The organism is Pseudomonas sp. RIT409 (assembly GCF_003052515.2).
Taxonomy (GTDB): domain Bacteria; phylum Pseudomonadota; class Gammaproteobacteria; order Pseudomonadales; family Pseudomonadaceae; genus Aquipseudomonas.
In genome coordinates, this window is sequence record NZ_QARE02000009.1 from 202,443 (window position 1) to 220,534 (window position 18,092).

General features: G+C 60.5%; 14 protein-coding genes. 2 read left to right on the plus strand and 12 right to left on the minus strand.

The window, feature by feature from the left end; translation table 11 throughout:
• Positions 1-23 precede the first annotated feature (23 nt).
• The gene (locus tag DBP26_RS13960; protein WP_108576130.1) at positions 24-1,859 is read right to left on the minus strand and encodes a type VI secretion system tip protein VgrG; all 1,836 of its coding nucleotides are present in this window, start codon (positions 1,857-1,859) and stop codon (positions 24-26) included.
• 393 nt (positions 1,860-2,252) lie between these two features.
• On the opposite strand from DBP26_RS13960, the gene DBP26_RS13965 reads away from it, so the two are divergent.
• Positions 2,253-3,941, plus strand: a complete 1,689-nt coding sequence (locus DBP26_RS13965) for a methyl-accepting chemotaxis protein (protein WP_108240514.1) — start codon at positions 2,253-2,255, stop codon at positions 3,939-3,941.
• 165 nt (positions 3,942-4,106) lie between these two features.
• On the opposite strand, the gene DBP26_RS27310 is transcribed toward DBP26_RS13965, so the two are convergent.
• From DBP26_RS27310 to DBP26_RS13975, 3 genes are all read right to left on the minus strand, one after another.
• Positions 4,107-4,385 (minus strand): hypothetical protein, encoded by a 279-nt coding sequence (locus tag DBP26_RS27310; RefSeq protein ID WP_256601431.1) that lies wholly within the window; start codon positions 4,383-4,385, stop codon positions 4,107-4,109.
• 36 nt (positions 4,386-4,421) lie between these two features.
• On the minus strand, positions 4,422-5,399 hold the full coding sequence (locus tag DBP26_RS13970) for an MFS transporter (RefSeq protein WP_256601430.1): 978 nt from the start codon (positions 5,397-5,399) through the stop codon (positions 4,422-4,424).
• A 280-nt stretch (positions 5,400-5,679) separates the two neighbouring features.
• Positions 5,680-6,270 carry a TetR family transcriptional regulator gene (locus tag DBP26_RS13975; protein ID WP_108240513.1) on the minus strand — a complete coding sequence of 197 codons (591 nt, stop codon included), beginning with the start codon at positions 6,268-6,270 and terminating at the stop codon, positions 5,680-5,682.
• Between the two features lie 262 nt (positions 6,271-6,532).
• Between DBP26_RS13975 and DBP26_RS13980 the strand changes: the two genes are divergently transcribed.
• A complete protein-coding gene (locus tag DBP26_RS13980) occupies positions 6,533-7,456 on the plus strand; it encodes a DNA-3-methyladenine glycosylase (RefSeq protein ID WP_108240512.1) in 924 nt (307 codons plus the stop codon).
• A 48-nt stretch (positions 7,457-7,504) separates the two neighbouring features.
• On the opposite strand, the gene xylB is transcribed toward DBP26_RS13980, so the two are convergent.
• From xylB to DBP26_RS14020, 8 genes are all read right to left on the minus strand, one after another.
• A complete protein-coding gene (xylB, locus tag DBP26_RS13985; protein ID WP_108240511.1) occupies positions 7,505-8,989 on the minus strand; it encodes a xylulokinase in 1,485 nt (494 codons plus the stop codon).
• Positions 8,986-10,017 (minus strand): LacI family DNA-binding transcriptional regulator, encoded by a 1,032-nt coding sequence (locus DBP26_RS13990; RefSeq protein WP_108240510.1) that lies wholly within the window; start codon positions 10,015-10,017, stop codon positions 8,986-8,988. The genes xylB and DBP26_RS13990 overlap by 4 nt, the downstream gene beginning before the upstream one ends.
• Before the next feature lie 26 nt (positions 10,018-10,043).
• A complete protein-coding gene (locus tag DBP26_RS13995; protein WP_108240509.1) occupies positions 10,044-10,985 on the minus strand; it encodes an ABC transporter substrate-binding protein in 942 nt (313 codons plus the stop codon).
• A gap of 100 nt (positions 10,986-11,085) precedes the next feature.
• On the minus strand, positions 11,086-12,078 hold the full coding sequence (locus DBP26_RS14000) for a ribose ABC transporter permease (RefSeq protein WP_108240508.1): 993 nt from the start codon (positions 12,076-12,078) through the stop codon (positions 11,086-11,088).
• Positions 12,079-12,117: 39 nt separating this feature from the next.
• The gene (locus DBP26_RS14005) at positions 12,118-13,689 is read right to left on the minus strand and encodes a sugar ABC transporter ATP-binding protein (RefSeq protein WP_256601426.1); all 1,572 of its coding nucleotides are present in this window, start codon (positions 13,687-13,689) and stop codon (positions 12,118-12,120) included.
• Between the two features lie 419 nt (positions 13,690-14,108).
• A complete protein-coding gene (locus tag DBP26_RS14010; RefSeq protein WP_108240507.1) occupies positions 14,109-16,097 on the minus strand; it encodes a DUF3732 domain-containing protein in 1,989 nt (662 codons plus the stop codon).
• Positions 16,081-16,584 (minus strand): three component ABC system middle component, encoded by a 504-nt coding sequence (locus tag DBP26_RS14015; protein ID WP_108240506.1) that lies wholly within the window; start codon positions 16,582-16,584, stop codon positions 16,081-16,083. Before DBP26_RS14015 ends, DBP26_RS14010 begins: the two co-directional genes overlap by 17 nt.
• Positions 16,581-17,780 carry an ABC-three component system protein gene (locus DBP26_RS14020; RefSeq protein ID WP_108240515.1) on the minus strand — a complete coding sequence of 400 codons (1,200 nt, stop codon included), beginning with the start codon at positions 17,778-17,780 and terminating at the stop codon, positions 16,581-16,583. Before DBP26_RS14020 ends, DBP26_RS14015 begins: the two co-directional genes overlap by 4 nt.
• Between the last annotated feature and the right edge of the window lie 312 nt (positions 17,781-18,092).

An 18,092-nucleotide genomic window follows, 5' to 3' on the forward strand; every position in this document is an offset into this window, starting at 1 on the left:
GAGGGCGGTCCTTGTCCGTCAGCTTATTTATTCAGGTTGATGATGGTCGAGCCTTCGACGTCGACCACCTTGCCAGACAGGGTAATCGTCCCATCCGAATTCATGATCAGCTTGCTGGCACCCACCTCTAAGGTGATGGACGTCGCCGCCTTGATCTTTACTTCACCTTGATCGACGGTGACGTAATAGGAGCCGTCGGACACTGCGATGCTGGTTTCCAGCTTGATGGTCTCGGCGTGTTTGCCGTCGACCTTGATCGTCCGGTTGCCACCGACTTCATGGGTTTCATCGGCCTCGATCTCCGTGTCCAGATTGCGCTCGGCGTGCAGAATAATCTGCTCGGCGCCGGCCTTGTCTTCGAACCGGAAGAAGTTGGCATTGGACCCCTTGCCCTTCATCGACCGCGTCAAAAACCCACTCTGGGTCTTGTTCGCCGGCAGTGACCACGGGGGCGTGTTCTGGCTGTTGTAGAGGCTGCCCATGATCAAGGGGCGGTCCGGATTGCCGTCGAGGAAGACGACCACGACTTCATCCCCCACACGTGGAATCTGGATGCTGCCGAATCCGCCGCTGGCACCCGACTGGGCGACGCGGACCCAGCAGGAGCTGTGGTCGTTGTATTGGCCGTTGCGGTCCCAGTGGAACTGGATCTTCACGCGGCCCAGTTCGTCGGTGAAGATTTCTTCGCCCGGCGGGCCGACGATGAGGGCGGTCTGGGGACCGGCAATCGTCGGGCGCGGCGTGGACAGTTGCGGGCGGAACGGAATCTTTTTGCGCACGCAGGTGAAGGTGTTGTCGTAGCTTGCCGGGTGGCCGTTGAGGTAGTTGTTGTGCCCTTCGCTGTCGATGCTCATCAGCAGGAATTGCCGGTCTTCGGCCGAGCCCTGATCGTGGTCGTAGTGCTGCAGCAGTTCGAAGGTGTAGCCAGGCTTCATCGCCCGGCAGTTGCTGGCGCCGCTGAATGTCTTGCCCTTGAGTTCCAGGGCCTCGACGCGCAGGCGGACCAAGGCTTCGCCCTCGTCGTAGGTGCCGTGGGTGTACTGGCCGGGGAAGTCGTAGATTTCAAAGTTCTCGACGTCACCTTGCTTGTTCAGGCTGTTCATCGTCACCGGCAGGCGGTTTTTCGGCTGGCGGTAGTCGAAGGTCTGCACGGCGATCTTGCCTGACTGAAGCTGGCGGTTGCCGCTCCACTGGGTGATGGAGTCGGTGGTTTCGGTGACAGAGGCGGTGTGAAAGCGGATCTGAGGCTGTTCAGGCAATGCCACCAGCGTGCTGGAGTCATCGCAGATGATCATGGTGTGGCCTTCGGCAGTGTGCTCGAAGTAATAGAACATGCCCTCTTCTTCCAGCAAGCGCTGGACGAAATTGAAGTCCGTTTCACGGTATTGGGTGATGTAGGTGTAGCGCTTCTGGGGTTTGGTCAGGCGGAACTCGTGGCGGGAGAATGCGGTGCACAATGCGAAGACCTGAGTGACCACTTCCTCGACCGTGTTACCTTGAAAAATCCGCGTGTCGAAGCGGTTTTTCAGCATCGAGAACCAGGGGTTGAGGGTCGCAGTGTAACGGGCCATGCCACCATCGCTGCCGATGCTGGCGAAGCGGGTCAGGTAGCCCGCGATGTAGCGCGGCGAGCCGGTGGCCAGCTCGATCTCGATGGTCACGTGTTGGCCCATCATCGACTTGAGCTCGACCCCGGAATCTTCGCACACCAGCAGCAGCTCGAAGCTGTAGGCCTGCGACAACCCTTCGCGCCCCTTGAAAGACTCGATGAGCAGTTGCTGCTCGGGGTTGGCCAAATTCTTGAACTTGAATAGACGCCGGTTCTGGGGAGTGAACAACGCGGCAAGGTCCATCGACATGTGTATCTCCTTGGAGGCATGGGGAACAACGCTACCGCCATGCTCGGCAACAACAGGTTACGAGCAACCGGGGAGAACAGAGTTTCCTGTTGGCACCCTCGCTTATTTTCGCGGGCGAATCGCGCTACAAGCGCTTCGCGCCCGGTGCGACTGTTCTGAACCCCGTGTAGGACCTGAACTACCGACCTCCTTGAGTTCAGATCACACGGATACCGCGCAAGCGCTCTGAGACCACTCGGTATCGCTCTCGGTTCACACCCCACTATCGTTATTACTGATGAGACGAATTAGCTGTTTTCATGAGCTCGATAGCGTGGGCTCAGCGATGATTGCACTGTGCCATAAAGGCACCTATCTCAATCAATCGCGTCCTGATGGACTTCGGAGTGTTTCATGGCCAACAAAATGACCGTCGCTCAGCGGCTCGGGCTTGGCTTCGGACTGATGCTGGCTTTAATGATCGTGGTCACACTGATCGGGGTTTATCGCGTCAACATGATCGAAGCGAAGCTGACCGAAGTGAGTGAAAACTCGACGGTCAAGCAACGCTATGCCATTAACCTGCGCGGCAGCGTGCACGACCGGGCGATCGCGATTCGGGACGCCATTCTGGCCAACGACGACGCCGCCTTTAAACGCTACGTGGCGACCATCGAGCAATTGGACCAGTTCTACCAGACCTCGGCCAAGCCACTGCATGAAGTGGTGCAAGGCAAAGGCGCTTCCGAGTTGGACAAGACCCGACTGGAGGCGATCATCGCTCAGGAAAATCTCGCTCAACCGCTGACCCGACAGTTGCTCGGGCTTCGTCGCGACAACCAGACCGACCAGGCCCAGGCGTTGTTGCGCGAGCAGGTGGCCGGCGCATACCGGGAGTGGCTCAAGCGCATCAATGACTTCATCGATTTGCAGGAAGCCGATACCGGCAAAAACGTGCAGATCATTCGGGACACCGCAGGGAGCTTCGCGCGTCTGATGCTGTTGAGCACCAGCGTCGCCGCCCTGATTTGCGTCCTCGCTTCGATCCTGATCATCCGCAACATCAAATCGACCTTGGGTGCAGAGCCCGAAGCCGTGGCCGAACACATTCGCGAACTGGCCAACGGTGAGATCAACAACGCCATCGAAACGCGGTACCCGCAAAGCGTCATGGGCGCCCTGCGGGAGAGCAATCAACGCCTTTCCGATACGCTGACCCGCGTGACATCCGCGGCCATCGAGCTGCAAGGCTCGTCGCGCCAGCTCAAGAACAGTTCGGAGTTGAACAACCAGCAGTTGCGTATCCAGGCCGAAGAAACCGAAAAGATCGCCACCGCTCTCTCGCAAATGGCCACCTCCGGCAGCGAGATTGCCCGTTACGCCGAGACCGCGGCGAAGGCGTCGAGTACCGCTGACCATGAGGTGGAAAGCGGCAAGCGAGTCGTCGAAAACGCGAGCGTTGCCATGCGCGATCTGTCGGACCTGCTCAATGATGCATCGTCCTCGGTGGTCCAACTGGCCCACGACAGTCAATCGATCGAAACGATTGTCGGGGTGATCAACTCCATCGCCGAACGCACCAACCTGCTGGCGCTCAATGCGGCCATTGAGGCGGCCCGAGCGGGCGAGTTCGGGCGCGGGTTCGCGGTCGTCGCCGAGGAAGTCAGGTCTCTGGCGACCCGCACCCAGGAATCCACCCAGCAGATTCGAAACATGGTCGGCCAGTTGCAGAGCGGTTCGAGTCATGCGGCGTCGATCATGCAGAACAGCCGCGAGATGGCCGAGCAGACGCTGGAACAAACGCGGGTTGCCGAGCAGTCGCTGACCACCATCAGCCGTGAGGTCAGCGCCATTAGCGACATGAACGCCCACATTGCCAGCGCTTCGGCGCAACAAGGTGCGGCGGTGCAGGACGCCAGCCAGAACATCGCGCGCATCCACGTTGCGGCCCAGCGGACCTCGGTCAATTCCGCCGACGTGGCCAGCTCCAGCGAGGAACTGGCCAACGTCGCCAGCGGACTGATGGACAAGGTCAGCTTCTTCCATGTCTCGAGCGCTGACACCCCGCGCCCGGCCGCCCATCGGGTGCGGGACATCGCCTAGCAGCTGTATGCAGCCAGCGGTTAGGGAACTTCGGGGGCGAGCGGCGGGCGCCGTGTGGAACAGCGCAAGGGATGCGCAAGCGATCAAGCGCTATGCGGTGCCCGGATTCAGGCGGTTTCCAGTCTCCGGGCACTCTGTGCTTGAGGGCTTGAAAGCCCTGCGGTTTCAAGGCGTGGCGAGCACCGGTGCAGTTTTTTCACGGCGCACGGTCATGATCACGGCAGAGGCCACCAGGCACAACACGCCCGCCGCCATGAAAGCAGGAAGGTAACTGGAGACGTTCTCCCGCGACCAGCCGGCAGCGAAAGCGGCAAACGCGGCGCCGATCTGATGGCCTGCGAACACCCAGCCAAACACCAACCCTGCCCGCTCCGGCCCGAAGCGGCTGATGGCCAGGCGCACGGTGGGAGGGACCGTGGCGATCCAGTCCAGGCCGTAGAACACCGCGAACGCCGACAGACCGAGGAGGGAGAAATCCGATTAAGGCAAGGCGATCAGCGACAAACCCCGCAGGCCGTAATACCAGAACAGCAGGTACCGGTTGTCGAAGCGGTCGGACAGCCAGCCTGACAAGACCGTCCCGATCAAATCGCAGAAACCCATGGCCGCCAGCAGACCGGACGCCTGCAGCGGGCTGATGCCGAAGCCGCCACACAGTGGGATTAGGTGCACCTGCACCAGGCCGGAAGTACTGGCGCCGCAGACGAAGAAGGTGCCGAACAGAATCCAGAACACGCGGGTCTTGGCAGCGTCGCGAAGCGTTGTGAGGGTGGCGGCGAAAATCGAATGACCGTTTTGCGCCGGTTCAGCGATTGGCGCTGTGCCGGTATCGCCATAAGGCCGCAGCCCCAGATCACTGGGACGGTCGCGCATGATCATCAACACCGCGACCGCCGCCACCGCCAACATCGTCGACAGCACCACCAGGGCCCAGCGCCATCCATAATGGTCGGACACGCTGGCCAGCAGTGGCATGAAGATCAGCTGGCCCGTCGCATTGCTGGCCGTGAGCACGCCAACGACCAGGCCCCTGCGATGATTGAACCAGCGTGACGAGACCACCGCGCCAAGCACCAACGCGGTCATCCCGGCACCGACCCCTACACCGATCCCCCACAGCGCCATCAGTTGCCAGACCTGTGTCATGCCCAGGGACAGCAACAGGCTGGTCATGATCACGATGATCGCGGAAATGGTCACGTTCCGCGGGCCGTACTTGCTCATCAACGCTGCTGCGAAGGGGGCGGTCAGGCCGAACAGAATGAAGCGAATCGACAGCGCCGAGGAAATGTCCACCGTGTTCCAGCCAAACTCCATCTGCATGGGCACGATGAAAATGCCCGGCGCACCGACCGCCGCCGCGCTGACCAACGAAGCCAGGAACGTCACCGCCACCATGGCCCAGCCATAGTGGATACCTCGACGCGTGAGGGCGTGTGAAAGCCATTCAGACAGCATGATTACCTCGATCAAATGGGCTTCGCTTGAATCACCGCGGCAGCACCCGGCCACGGCCTGCGGAACGTCATGCGTTGCGTGCAGGCGCCGTTCCTGGAGCCGAGCCTCAGTAATCATTGAACGAAAAGGTGGGAATGAGCCTTGCGGGATGATAGGTCGACCGTCATGCAAAGCGCGTCGAAACAGAATCTAACATTTGTTAGATGATGATTGCAATCTAAAGCGGTTTCTTGGCTCTCTCTGGTGTGTCTCACCCGTCGAGCCTGGCCGAGGGCGAGGATCAGTCGGCAGTCGGGCGATTCCCTGCAGGCTCGGCCAGCCGCTGACGGGCCTGGGCCAGCACCTCGTTGGCGAGTTCGGGATCGTCGAGCATACGGGCCAAGGTCACGGCACCGATCATCGCGGCCAACCTGAACATTGCGTCGGCACGGGCGTGGGTCGAGCCCTGCTCCTCGGCCTGCCTGGCCAGGATGTCGATCCAGGTGCGAAAACCTTCCGAAATCGCATGCCGCGTATGCTCGTCGGCACGCGCCAGCTCGCTGCCCATCGTGACGAAGGTGCAACTGCGTGCGCAGTCGTCGTGCTGAGTCAGGGATAGAAAGTCGTTGAAATAGTCGGCGAGCCCGCGCTCCCCGCCGCCGACCGCCGCGCTGGCCTTCTCGGCGATCCGTTGCATGGCCGTCGCGCAGGCTTCGGCCAGCAGTTGTTCCTTGGAATCGAAGTGGCGATAAAACCCGCCATGGGTCAAACCGGCGGCGGCCATGATGTCCGAGACCCGTGTCGCCTGGATGCCGGTTCGCTTGAATTCCCGCGACGCGACGTCAACTATCCGTTTGCGGGTCTGTGCGGTCTCGGCTTTGGATTTTTTCATGGCTGTTCCTGTGTCTGCACCCGAGGCCAGGCGGGGCCGTGGCGTCATGGGGTGCGTCATGGGGTAGAGAAAGCTTACCTAATTGTTCAGGGATTGACGCCTGGCCAGGCGCGCCAGTGGGTCGGCTCTACGCGCTTTTCAGCTATTTCTGCCTGGGCGCCGCACCAGCCGCGCAGTGAGCGCACGCTGCGTGGAACGGCTTCAAACGGTGGCTCGATGCGCTACCCTGCTCCCCCAAGCCGTGCTTTTCCATGAGGATGTGATGACACTTGCCGCCGCTGCCGCTTATGACGAGCTTGAGCTCGAATTCATCCCACCATTCGACTGGACCCGAATGCTGCGATTTTTCAGCGGCCGGGCCACCGGCGGCGTAGAAGCAGTGCATGAACAGGTGTACTACCGGACTGTGAAGGTCGACGATGCGACCGGCTTGCTCAGCGTACGCCGTGATCCGCAGCGCGACGTGCTGATCGTGCGAGTCGAGGGTGAGGCGCGGCATCATCTGGACCGGATGACGCCACGCCTGGTTCGCCTGTTTGACCTCAAGACGCACCCGGACGCTGTCCGGCAAGGCCTGACGCAGGACCCATGGCTCGCCTCGCTGCTCGACAATGCGCCAGGGCTGCGCGTCCCCGGCGCCTGGTCCGGGTTCGAAATGGTGGTGCGAACCATCGTCGGGCAGCAGGTGAGCGTCAAAGCGGCGACGACCATCGTTGGCCGCCTGGTGCAACGCGCCGGTACCGCTGCGACTGAGCCCTCTCACCCCCTGACGCCGTGGCATTTCCCGACACCGCATGCCTTGGCGCAGGTGAACCTCGACAAGATCGGCATGCCGGGCAAACGCGTCGCCACGCTGCAACGTTTTGCCCAGGCCGTGGCCGACGGTGAGGTGGACATCGATAACGACGAGCCCGACATCGCGACGCTTCGCAGGCAACTGCTCGACATGCCGGGAATTGGCCCCTGGACCGTCGAATACGCCGCGATGCGCGCCTGGCGTGACGCCGACGCCTGGCCTGCCACCGATCTGGTGCTCATGCAGGCCATCGCGCGGCGGATGCCCGAACTGACCCGCAAGGCCGACCAACTCAAGCACGCGCAGAGCTGGAAGCCATGGCGGGCCTATGTGGCGATGCACCTCTGGAATGAAATTGCCGATCAGATGGGGCTGGCACGCGGCGGCTGAGGCCCTGATAGGCCCTCGCCTGAGTGAGTCTATAGGGGCACGCGCCCGTCATTCATGCAGCCCCCGGGCTGCGCTCAGTAAGCTGCGGAACTTCGCATACCGCGCCTGCAAGGCCGGCTGCACGGCGGGCATTGGCTGGAAGCGGGCCTGGATCGGCAGCCCTGCCGACAGGCGTTCCTCGGAGTGACCGATGGCCAGCAATCCCAACTGCGCGGCGCCAATGCAGGCACTCAGTTCGCTGCCCTGCAAGGTGAAGATTTCGCGATCCACAATGTTGGCCAACAACTGTGCCCAGTAATCGCTGCGTGCGCCCCCGCCCACCAACGCACAGGCGTTGACGGTGGCCCCCGCCGACAACACCGCATTCATCGCGTCCAGCAGCCCGAAGCCCACCCCCTCCAGCACGGCGTAGCCGAGCATCGCCGGGGTGCAGTCGTGCCCGAGGTTCATGAAGCCGCCACGCAACAGCGGATCGTTGTGTGGCGTTCGCTCGCCCGCGAGATACGGCAGAAACAAGGGGTGCGTCAAGGGAACTGGCCGATCGAGCGGCAAGGCCGCGCGGACCTGCTCCAGCAGCACGCGCTCATCCGGCTGGCCCAGCAGGCGGGTGACCCAGCGCAGGCAACTGGCTCCTGCCAACATCGCCCCCATGGTGTACCAGCGGTCCGGCAGCGCATGGCAGAAGTTGTGCACGGCACGGGCCGGGTTACCCGCGGGGTGCTCGGTAATCGCCACCAGCGCGGCGCTGGTCCCCAGGGTAATGAAGGCATCGCCTGCGCGGATTGCGCCAATGCCGACCGCCGCGACCGGGTTGTCGCCGCCGCCGGTCGCCACCACAAGGTCCCGAGGTAGCCCGAGCGCCTGGGCCGCTTCGGACGTCAGGCACCCCGCCGGCTCGCTGGCTTCCAGCAGGCGAGGCATCTGCGCGAGGGTGAGGCCGCAGGCGCGCAGCATCGGTTCGTACCAGGTGCGATTGGCCACATCCAACCACAGTGTGCCGGCGGCATCGGAGACATCGCTGGCTCGCGCTCCCGTCAACCGCAGGCGCAGGTAATCCTTGGGCGACAACACGCAATCAACGCGGGCGAACACCGCTGGCGCGTGCTGCTTGAGCCACACCAGCTTGGGTGCCGTCAGGCCGGCCATGGCCAGGCTGCCCGTCACCTGCGCGTAGCCGGGAAAGTCGCGGTTCAGCTGCTCGGCCTCTTCAACGGCGCGTGAATCATCCCAGAGCACCGCAGGGTAAAGGACCTGCCCTTCGGCATCGAGCAGCACCGCGCCGTGCATCTGCCCCGAGAGGCCGATGCAAGCGATCCGGGCCCACGCCATGGGGGCGTCGCTGCGCAGGCGCTCAAGCGCATCGGTGCAGGCCTGCCACCAGTGGAGCGGATCCTGTTCGGACCAGCCCGGTTGACGGCGAGCCGTGGTCAGCCCAGCACCGGCTTTTGCCAGTACGTGCCCGTGACTGTCGAGCAGAATCGCCTTGAGTTCGGAGGTGCCCAGATCGATGCCCAGCGAAACGGCGTCGCTCATGTCGGTTCAATTCCTTTCAACGGGACGCCGAAGGGGCATCCACACGAATTTCGGATGCGCAGCGTGGCGGGCAGGCGTTCAGACTGGCGCTCACCGTCGGGGTCGTCGATGCGCTGCAACAACAATTGCACCGCCCGCTCGCCCAAGGCCTTCACCGGCTGAGCGATCACGCTCAGGCGCGGCAGGAAGAAATCCGCCCAGTCGAAGTCGTCGAAGCCGACCAGCGCCATCTGATCCGGCACCTGTACACCGGCTTCTCGCAGGGCCTGCATGGCGCCGATGGTCATCAGGTTGTTGGCCGCCATGATCGCCGTCGGCGGCACCGGCAATGCCAGCAAGCTCAGGGCCGCCCGGCGCGCCGATTCGCTATTGGACTGGCCGTTGACCAGCAGGCGGTCGTCGAACTTCAGGTTCGCGTCCGACAGCGCCTGCTGATACCCCTCGATGCGCTCTTCGGTGGTGCTCAGGCCACGGTGCCCGGCAATCATGCCGATGCGCTGGTGACCGTGGCCGATCAGATGCGTCACCAGCGCCTGGGTCGACGCGCGGTTCTCTACCCCCACCTGATCGAAGCCCTCCGCCGCCAGCCGGTCCACCAGCACTGTGGGAATGGCATGGGTCCGCAGGTAGCCGAGTGCTGCCCGTTCTGGATCGCTGGACGGTGCCAACAGAATGCCGTCGACCCGGCGGTGATGCAGCGCTTCCACCACGCGCAATTCCTGCACGGGGTCATCGTGGGTGTCGGCGAAAAGCATCATCAAGCCGTGCCGGGCGCATTCGGTTTCGATGGCGTGGACGGTCTCGCTGAAGTAGTGGTTGGAGAGCGCCGAAATCGCCACGCCGAGGGTGTAAGTGCGCGAACGGGCCAGCGAGCGCGCGAGGGTGTTGGGGATGTAACCCAACTCCCGCACCGCTTGCTGCACCGCGTCCACCGTTTGCGCGCTGACTTTGCGCGTGCCGTTGAGCACGTGGGACACGGTCGAGGTCGACACCCGCGCGCGGCGCGCCACGTCCTCCATCTTGACCACGGCGTACACTCCCTCGGCATGGCGCTTCAGCGTTTGCTCGACCAACCGGTGTAGGTGCCGACATTGTCACGGGTGATCAACTTCGGCGTGAGTTGGGTCACCGCTTGTGCCGGTGGCTTGTCATTGAGCAGGTCATTGCCGATCACCACCGCCTGCTGCGCCATGGCCCAAGGGTCCTGACTGGAGGAGGCCTGAATCAGCGAATCGGACTTCAGGGCGTGTTCGATGTCCGGTGCGCCATCGACCGATGTAATGATGATTGCGCTGCGTTTGAGCTGGCGGGCCGCCAGGTCGCTGCCAATGGCTTGCGGATCGTTGATCGCGAACAGGCCATCGATTTTCGGGAAGCGGGTCAGATAACCCTGCATGGCGTTCAGGCCGCCGTCGCGGGAGCCCTTGGCGTCCTGGTCATCGGACAGGATCTTGATGTCCGGAGCGGCGGCGAACGCGGACTTGCAACCGGCGACCCGGTCGGTCACTGCAGTGACCTGCGGGCCGTTCTCGATGATCACGTTCCCTTTGCCCGACAGCTTGTCGACGATGAACTGGCACGCCAGCTTGCCCGCCTCGACGTTGTCGGTCTGCACCGTGGCATCCACCCCGGCAGCGCTGACATCGACGGCGACCACCTTGATACCCGCGGCTTGCGCTTTCTTGACCGCCGAAGCGATGGCTTTCGGGTCCACTGCGTTGATCAGGATCAGGTCGACGCCTGCCGCAATGAAGTTGTCGATCTGGGAAAACTGTTTGCTCAAGTCGTAATCGGCCGAAACCGACGTCACCTTGGCCTGCGGGTTGATCTCCAGCGCCTTGGCTTTCGCGCCTTCGGCCAGGGTCACGAAATAGGGGTTGCCCAGCGAACCCAGAGTGATGCCCACGGATTTCAGCTCGCGGGCCTCGACACTTTGGGCCACGAGTGCAGCCAGACACAACGATACGGCAGTGGGGAATAGGCGTTTGACGTTCATGTTTTCTCTCTTGTGATTGACGCGTTCAACGGGTATCCAGTTCGTGATCGGTGTGGCGGAGCCTTTCCATCAAGGCGCCACGGTGCTCAGCGGCAGGCCCTCAGGTTCGTGCACCGGACTGGCGATAGCGGTCCAACGCCACCGCGCCGATGATCACGATGCCTTTGATGATGTACTGCCAGATGTCCGAGACGCCCAGAAGCACCAGGCCATTGGTCAGCACGGCAATGATCAGCGCCCCGATCAAGGTGCCGCCGATGGTGCCCACGCCCCCGGTGAAGCTGGTGCCGCCGAGGATTACCGCAGCGATGGCGTCCAGCTCATAGGATTGCCCGAGCTGCAGGCCGTTGGCCGCGAACAGGCGCGATGCGCTCATCACGGCACCGAGCCCCGCCAGTGCACCTGAAACGGCGTAGACGAACAGCAGGACTTTCCACACCTTGATACCGGACAAACGGGCGGCTTCAGGATTGCCGCCCACCGAATAGATTTGCACGCCCATGACCGTGCGCCGCAGGATGAACCAGGAAATCACGATGACCGCTGCGGCGATCACCACCAGCCAGGGCACGCCGAATAATGCATCGTTGCCGATGAAGGCGAACGGCAGGTCGGGGTTGAACACCGTCTTGTCGTCCGCCAGCAATCGGGCCAGCCCTCGCATGGCGGTGAGCGCACCCAGGGTGACGATGAAGGGCGGCAAGCGCATGAAGGCGATCAGCCCGCCATTGACCAACCCCAGCAGCAAACCGAAGCCCACCCCGGCGAAGATCCCCAGCATGCCCCACTGCGGCGACATCGAGGCTTGCAAGGCCACGACCGCCGAGGCCGCGAGAATTGCCCCCACCGACAGGTCGATACCGGCGGTGAGTATCACAAACGTCATTCCCGCCGCCAGCACCACATTGACCGAAGCCTGCTGGGTGATGATCGACAGGTTCTGCCAGGTCATGAAACTGTCGGTCATCAGCGCGAAACCGAGCACCAGCAATACAAGCACCGGCAACATACCCAAGGTGCGCATCAGGTCACGCATACGCTCGCGCTTACTGATCGCGGCGACGGCGGGCGAGTTTTGCAGAGGCAGACTCATCGTCCAGGCTCCTTATTATTGTCGTTGAGGTTCAGGCCTTCATATCGCAGCGCCGATGGCGTCGGAACCCGGTTGCGCAGCCTGGCCGCCCGTGGCCAGGTCGATGATCCGCTCCTGGGAAATCGCCTGCCCCGAAGCGCCGCCGACTTCCGCCACCAACTGACCTTCGCGCATGACCAACACCCGGTCGCAGGTGCCGATGATTTCCGGCAACTCGCTGGAGATCACCACAATGCCCACCCCGGCTTTCGCGAGTTCGTTGATGATGCGGTAGATTTCCGATTTGGAGCCGATGTCCACCCCACGCGTGGGCTCGTCCAGGATGAGCACGTGAGGTTTCACTTCCAGCAGTCGCGCCAGCAGCACCTTCTGCTGATTGCCGCCGGACAGCGCACCGACATTGACCTTGCCCGACGCCACCCGGATCGACAGCGAACGGATAGCCTCCGCGGCCCGTTGCGCGCCTTTGCCACGGTCCAGCACGCCCGCGGCATGGGCATCCGGCACACAGGCACAGACGTTGATGTTGTCGCGCACACTCATGTCGAGAAACAGCCCTTGCGCCTTGCGGTCTTCGGTGAGGTAGACCACTCCCGCGCGAATGGCATCCGCTGGGGTGTGCAGGTCCGTCACCGGTTTGCCCGCAACTTCCAGGGTCCCTGAGCGGCGCGGATCGGCCGCGAAAATCAGCCGCGCCAGCTCCGTGCGCCCTGCTCCGACCAGCCCCGCTATGCCCAGCACCTCGCCGGCGTGAAGGTCAAAACTGCAGGGCTTGACGCGCTTGCCGTCCGCCATATCGCGGACCCGCATCACCACTTCACCGGGATCGTAAGGCGCGTGCTCTTTTTTGTAGAACCCGGACAGGTCGCGGCCCACCATCATTTTCACCAGCGCCTCGGCAGACAGCTCGTCGCGACGCAGCATGCCGACGTACTCGCCGTCACGCAGGACAGAAACGCGGTCGGACAGCTCATAAATCTCGGCCATGCGATGGCTGATGTAGATGATCGCCAGCCCCTGATCGCGCAGTTGCTTGATCAACGCGAACAAGCGGTCCGTTTCGCGGGATGACAGCGGGGTGGTCGGCTCGTCCATGACCAGGATTTTCGCCTTCGCATGCAAGGCCCGGGCGATCTCCACCAACTGGCGTTCGGCGATGGACAACAGGCTGACTTTGGTGGACGGCTTGAAATCCGCCCCTAAGCGCACGAGGACATCGACGCAGCCGGCCTCCATCGCCTTGCGATCGATGCTCCACCCGCGGCGCAGTTCGCGGCCCAGATAGATGTTTTCCGCCACGCTGAGATTCGGGCAGAGGCTCAGTTCCTGGTAGATCACCGCAACACCCTGCGCCTTGGCCGTCAGCGGGTCGAAGGCCGACAGGTCATTGCCGGCAATACGGATCTGCCCTCCCGTGTCGGCCTGATAAGCGCCGGAGAGTATTTTCATCAAGGTGGATTTGCCCGCCCCGTTTTCACCCATCAGCGCATGGACTTCACCGGCATAGACTTTCAACGAGACTTCCTTGAGCACGCGCAGGCCGTTGAAGGTCTTGGAAATGGCCTTCATTTCCAGCACGGGATCGAGGGGTTCAGCGAGGACGGCGCTCATGGTCGCCCCTGCGCAATCGATGGAGAGGGGGCGTCAACGAGCATGCCTGTAACGGGCGGCACAGCGTATGGGCTGTTCATCAGTGTCTCCGAGGCTCTTGTTTTTATGCCTGGGCCGCCTCGTGCACCGCGTGCAGAGGCCGCTCTCGGGAAGTACGTTGAAACACAATAGAAGAGCTGAAACGATTCACGCAAGCGCTTGCGCGCACCTAATTAAAAAAGGCGACCTGTGGCAGTCGCTCTTCGGATCGCTCCGAAGGCTCTGGCTGGGCTGGCAATTCTTCAAAGGCCTTTCACATGAGCGCAATCAAGCTGGCGCGACACGAGTGGTACCTAAAAGACTGGACACGTGTTTAGTCGCTAAATCGCACGTGCCCTAACGCGATACTCACGACCCGCATATACAACTACGCGCCGGTATCAGGCGGCATTAATCCAATGAGCCGGGATCAAACCATCACCTCGGCGCTCCCAGGCCTCGACCTCCACTGTGTGCTCAACCTCTCCCCAGATATCAGGCCCGGCGTGCTCCAGCACAATGATTTGGACGAAATGCCCCGCACGTTTCAACCCTTCGGAAAGCACCTCGAAGATTCGTCGAGTGGCAATTACGTCTGCGGGGCGCGCCTTGCTGATTGCCTCAAAGCCATCATCTAGGGCGTTGAAGCCACCGGAGTTACTTGGAAAGTACACCTGGCTCGGCTGGTCAATCACGATGAAACTGAAAGGAGGCAGGTTCCTGTTCTCTTCTCGTGATAGGTATTCATGGATGCCAAGAAAAGTCGCGATGTGGTACCCCATCCAGTTCGCACCACTGCCAATCTCCCAGAGAAAATCCCTTCTGTCGTCGGAGTCGAAGCGCAGTGTGAGCTCTTTTCTGTCCAGCAGAATCCGAGAATCCGGGGTGCCATTCAGACCAAATTTGTCAGCGTACTCCTCGATCATCGGGGTGAGCTGACGATCAACTTTTCGCTCCTGCTCAGCCAAGTGGGTAGCTGACATGGCATCGCTGTAATCCCTGATGATCTTGTCTAGCTCAGCAAGACGTTTCAGAAGATTTTCATCGGCGGTGGATCCGTCCAGTTGCTTGACGAGCCTGCTGATCTCGCCCGCTACAAAATAGATCTGGCCGATCGCATCGCGAGTACGCTCATCGTCCTGGATCAGCCGATTTCGCTCCTTAAGCAGCGAAGATAGTTCGCGCTCTTCTTTCGCACGCTTGCGCTTGAGAACCGCAAGTTGCTGATCGACGACCGGGTTGTCCTTCAGTGCATCTGAGATTCGAGTGACCTTGTTGACCCTCGTTTCGAGGTTTTCGATCACAACAGGCAGTGCATTGGTAAAGGAGCCACAGGCGACGCAGTGCCCGCCGTCAGCGACACTCTCTTTTAGCCATTCGAGCCCGATCACATGAGACTTTTCGGTATCGATCGCTGCAACGAAACGTTGACTAGTACGTGCAAGATGAGAGAAACCGTCGATCTGTGTATCAAGCTCGTCGACAACCCCTTGCTGCTTACCGACCGCTTCTATCACCTCCTTGAGTTTTTGGGAGATGTGAAGACGCTGAGGCTCTAACAGGGTCTGTTCCAACCGACCCTCATGGGTTGCAGACAGTATGCGTTTGAGCTGCATCACCTTCTCAGCGTTCATCGACGCGTTGGCATTCGATAGCAATCCAAGCTGAACACATCGATCAAACAGCTGGTCGACATCAGCGTGATGACTTGCCTTCGCGGCGGCATGCACGTCCATCAGTTTACGCAGCTTGTCCTGTTCCCTTTGGGCCTCTTCTCGGCGGCGCGCGTTCATCACGTAGTTAGCGTCGACCATCCCCAAGGCGTAGGGCATCGCACGAGTTAAGCGTTCCTTGTGCGCAAAGGAGTCGGTTTTGAAGAACAATGTGTTGGGGTTCGCGACAATGTGCTGCGGAAGAAAATTGAACGCTGCCATATCACGATACGTGCTGCGTCGGTCGAAGTTGGACGGTTCCTCATCATCTGAATGTGGCAGGTCACTCACCCTTACCATGGCGTTGAATGCTGCCTGGTACTGACTTTGGGTATGAGTCCTGGTAACGGTTTCGGGAATGTCTCCTTCTTCAGAGACGAGCATGAAGAAGTCGCTGGATGCCTGAGAAGAACCCGGCGTGCGCCGAGCAACGATATGCGTCGCGTCCAGGATGCGGATTTTGAGGCCAAACCATTCGACGGTGTCTCGAATGATCCCGATTGGGATCTGGCATTTCTTCGCACCGAGGACGTAGTCGATGATGTGGACAATCGACGACTTACCCGTGCCGCTCAGCCCGTGAATGATGTTGATTTTGCCTTCAACGAAGGGAATGACTCGTGGCTCCATGCCCTGAAAACGAGGCCAGAGGACTACAGCGTCAATTGTGAATTTCATTAGGAATTCCAAACAAGAGCTTGTACAGATTTTCGGTGGACTCCGCAGCGAACCATTTAGCCAACTTCTCGACGGTCTTAAGCATCGCGGTAGGAATAGTGTTCCGAATACCCCTTGGCCAACGATCCGCCAGTGATTGAAAGCTCGCCACGTCACCACTACCAATCTTGCCAACCAAACGTGAGGACACCGCGAGGTTGAGACCTTGCAGCGTGGTAGGCATGTGCCCCGTTACTCGCTGCGCAAGATCAATCTTCAATACGGGAGCTTCCCTCATCACATTCGCGATCGTTGATCGGGAATTGCGCTTGCTGAGTGCCTCGCGCGATCGTTCACTCCAGGTCAGCGGAAGCACGAGCATCAACTTCGGTAGATCGGGAGGTTGGCCAGAGGCTGCGTCCTGGTATTGCTCGATGAAGTGCGCGAGGAGAAAGCAAGCCAGTGATGAGTTATGAATCAATTGGCGATCTAGGTAAGGCTCACTCATGCGTCACCTGCCGAAACGTCGCGGTGCCAATGAATAGGCGATAGGGTTTCCACCGCATTTGCCATCCTGTGGTACGTCCCACAAAAAAGGTATTTCGCCGACGAACTCATCCGCCCGACTTTCATCGGAAACGTTTCCGGGAACAGCGTCTTGGCCAGGACAGCGTTGTAATCCGAGATGTCGAACTGGTCGAGAGTCTTGCTGGATACGATTCGGTGAGCACTGCCAATCGATTTCCATCGATCGCTCAAAACACCTTCAGCTTTGTCGAAATCACTGAGCAACACACGTCCCGACTCAAGCAGTCGAACCCGCTCTGAGTAGGCGGCGCAGAAGTAACTGAACTGCTCCATAAGCAGATCGCCAGGCACACTCAGCTTGTCGAGTTGTGCCATGAAGCGCATGTCAGAGGGATCAATTTTTTCCGCCCATTCTGCAAACTTGGTTTCCTCGAATGGCATGGGCTCCCATGGGCCATCCAGAAACCTGTTAACCAAAGCCTGGCGATGGTTATAAAACGGTTGAGCGCACGTCCAGAATTGTCCACGGGACTTCCATGTTTCCTGGCACTGGGTGAACAGGAACCCCACCAATCCCGAATAGATCGATTCGCTGCACGCAAGGGCATCTTCTGGCAGATGCAGCGAGGAGATGATCCGCTCCTTCATCTGCGCATTGAACTGACCATCCTCGACGCGCATGTGCCCAATCAGAAATTCCAGGTCAGCATCAGAATATGCCGCTACTTCCTTTGCAATCTCACCGCCCTTCCCCGTCATCCCGTGAGCTTGAGTTCGTAAATCGATGAGTACCTGAGCAATCTCGTCCTTTGACTGAGCCTCCGACAACCGCATGACCAAAGTGCCCTTTTTCAGGACTTTATTGGTCACCAGTAAATACTCCAAGTGATCATATTTCAGGCGGGCCTCAGCCATCCCGGCCAACCAAATCCGTAGAGTTTTCCAGAGGTTTTGACTGCTGTCCTGTAGGGGGTTCTTGCGCGGCTGAACCGACAGCTTAGCTTGCTCCGAAACCCGACGTGACCCGGATGAGGTCTGGCTGATCTCTTCCACATCGTCAGCCGTTTCGATGCCGAACCATGTCTGTGCGTTTGGAGCAGTGTAGATGCGGTAAAGAGCACGTTCGTACTGATAGCCATAGCCAGCAGCGCTGGCACTTCCTTCTGGATCCCTCATCGCCCCATCCCGTATTCCAGTCCTCGCCATACCAAAGTGCTCGCTCATGCGACTTATTTTCAAGTGCAAGGGCAGATACGCACCAGATGATACCACTTAGCCATTAATTAGTGACAAAATAGGATCCAAGAATATTTAAGATCGCCGCTAGCCGATCTCCAATTGAGACGCGTAGAACACGCGTGTATTGAGCCGTATCCGAAAGGCACCTTACACACCCTCTCCAAATCCACGCTCTGAGCGTTACCCACTCATCTGAGGAAACACGCTCATAGGCGGTGTTTTTGATTCACAATTGTAGTGGTCAACTGA

Bases quoted from the DNA above. Each gene is read 5' to 3' on its own strand.
- DBP26_RS14000 (WP_108240508.1), bottom strand. From the start codon at position 12,078: ATGAGTCTGCCTCTGCAAAACTCGCCCGCCGTCGCCGCGATCAGTAAG.
- DBP26_RS14015 (WP_108240506.1), bottom strand. From the start codon at position 16,584: ATGAGTGAGCCTTACCTAGATCGCCAATTGATTCATAACTCATCACTG.
- DBP26_RS13960 (WP_108576130.1), bottom strand. From the start codon at position 1,859: ATGTCGATGGACCTTGCCGCGTTGTTCACTCCCCAGAACCGGCGTCTA.
- DBP26_RS14005 (WP_256601426.1), bottom strand. From the start codon at position 13,689: ATGAGCGCCGTCCTCGCTGAACCCCTCGATCCCGTGCTGGAAATGAAG.
- DBP26_RS13975 (WP_108240513.1), bottom strand. From the start codon at position 6,270: ATGAAAAAATCCAAAGCCGAGACCGCACAGACCCGCAAACGGATAGTT.
- DBP26_RS13980 (WP_108240512.1), top strand. From the start codon at position 6,533: ATGACACTTGCCGCCGCTGCCGCTTATGACGAGCTTGAGCTCGAATTC.
- DBP26_RS13970 (WP_256601430.1), bottom strand. From the start codon at position 5,399: ATGCTGTCTGAATGGCTTTCACACGCCCTCACGCGTCGAGGTATCCAC.
- xylB (WP_108240511.1), bottom strand. From the start codon at position 8,989: ATGAGCGACGCCGTTTCGCTGGGCATCGATCTGGGCACCTCCGAACTC.
- DBP26_RS13965 (WP_108240514.1), top strand. From the start codon at position 2,253: ATGGCCAACAAAATGACCGTCGCTCAGCGGCTCGGGCTTGGCTTCGGA.
- DBP26_RS14010 (WP_108240507.1), bottom strand. From the start codon at position 16,097: ATGAAATTCACAATTGACGCTGTAGTCCTCTGGCCTCGTTTTCAGGGC.
- DBP26_RS13995 (WP_108240509.1), bottom strand. From the start codon at position 10,985: ATGAACGTCAAACGCCTATTCCCCACTGCCGTATCGTTGTGTCTGGCT.
- DBP26_RS14020 (WP_108240515.1), bottom strand. From the start codon at position 17,780: ATGAGGGATCCAGAAGGAAGTGCCAGCGCTGCTGGCTATGGCTATCAG.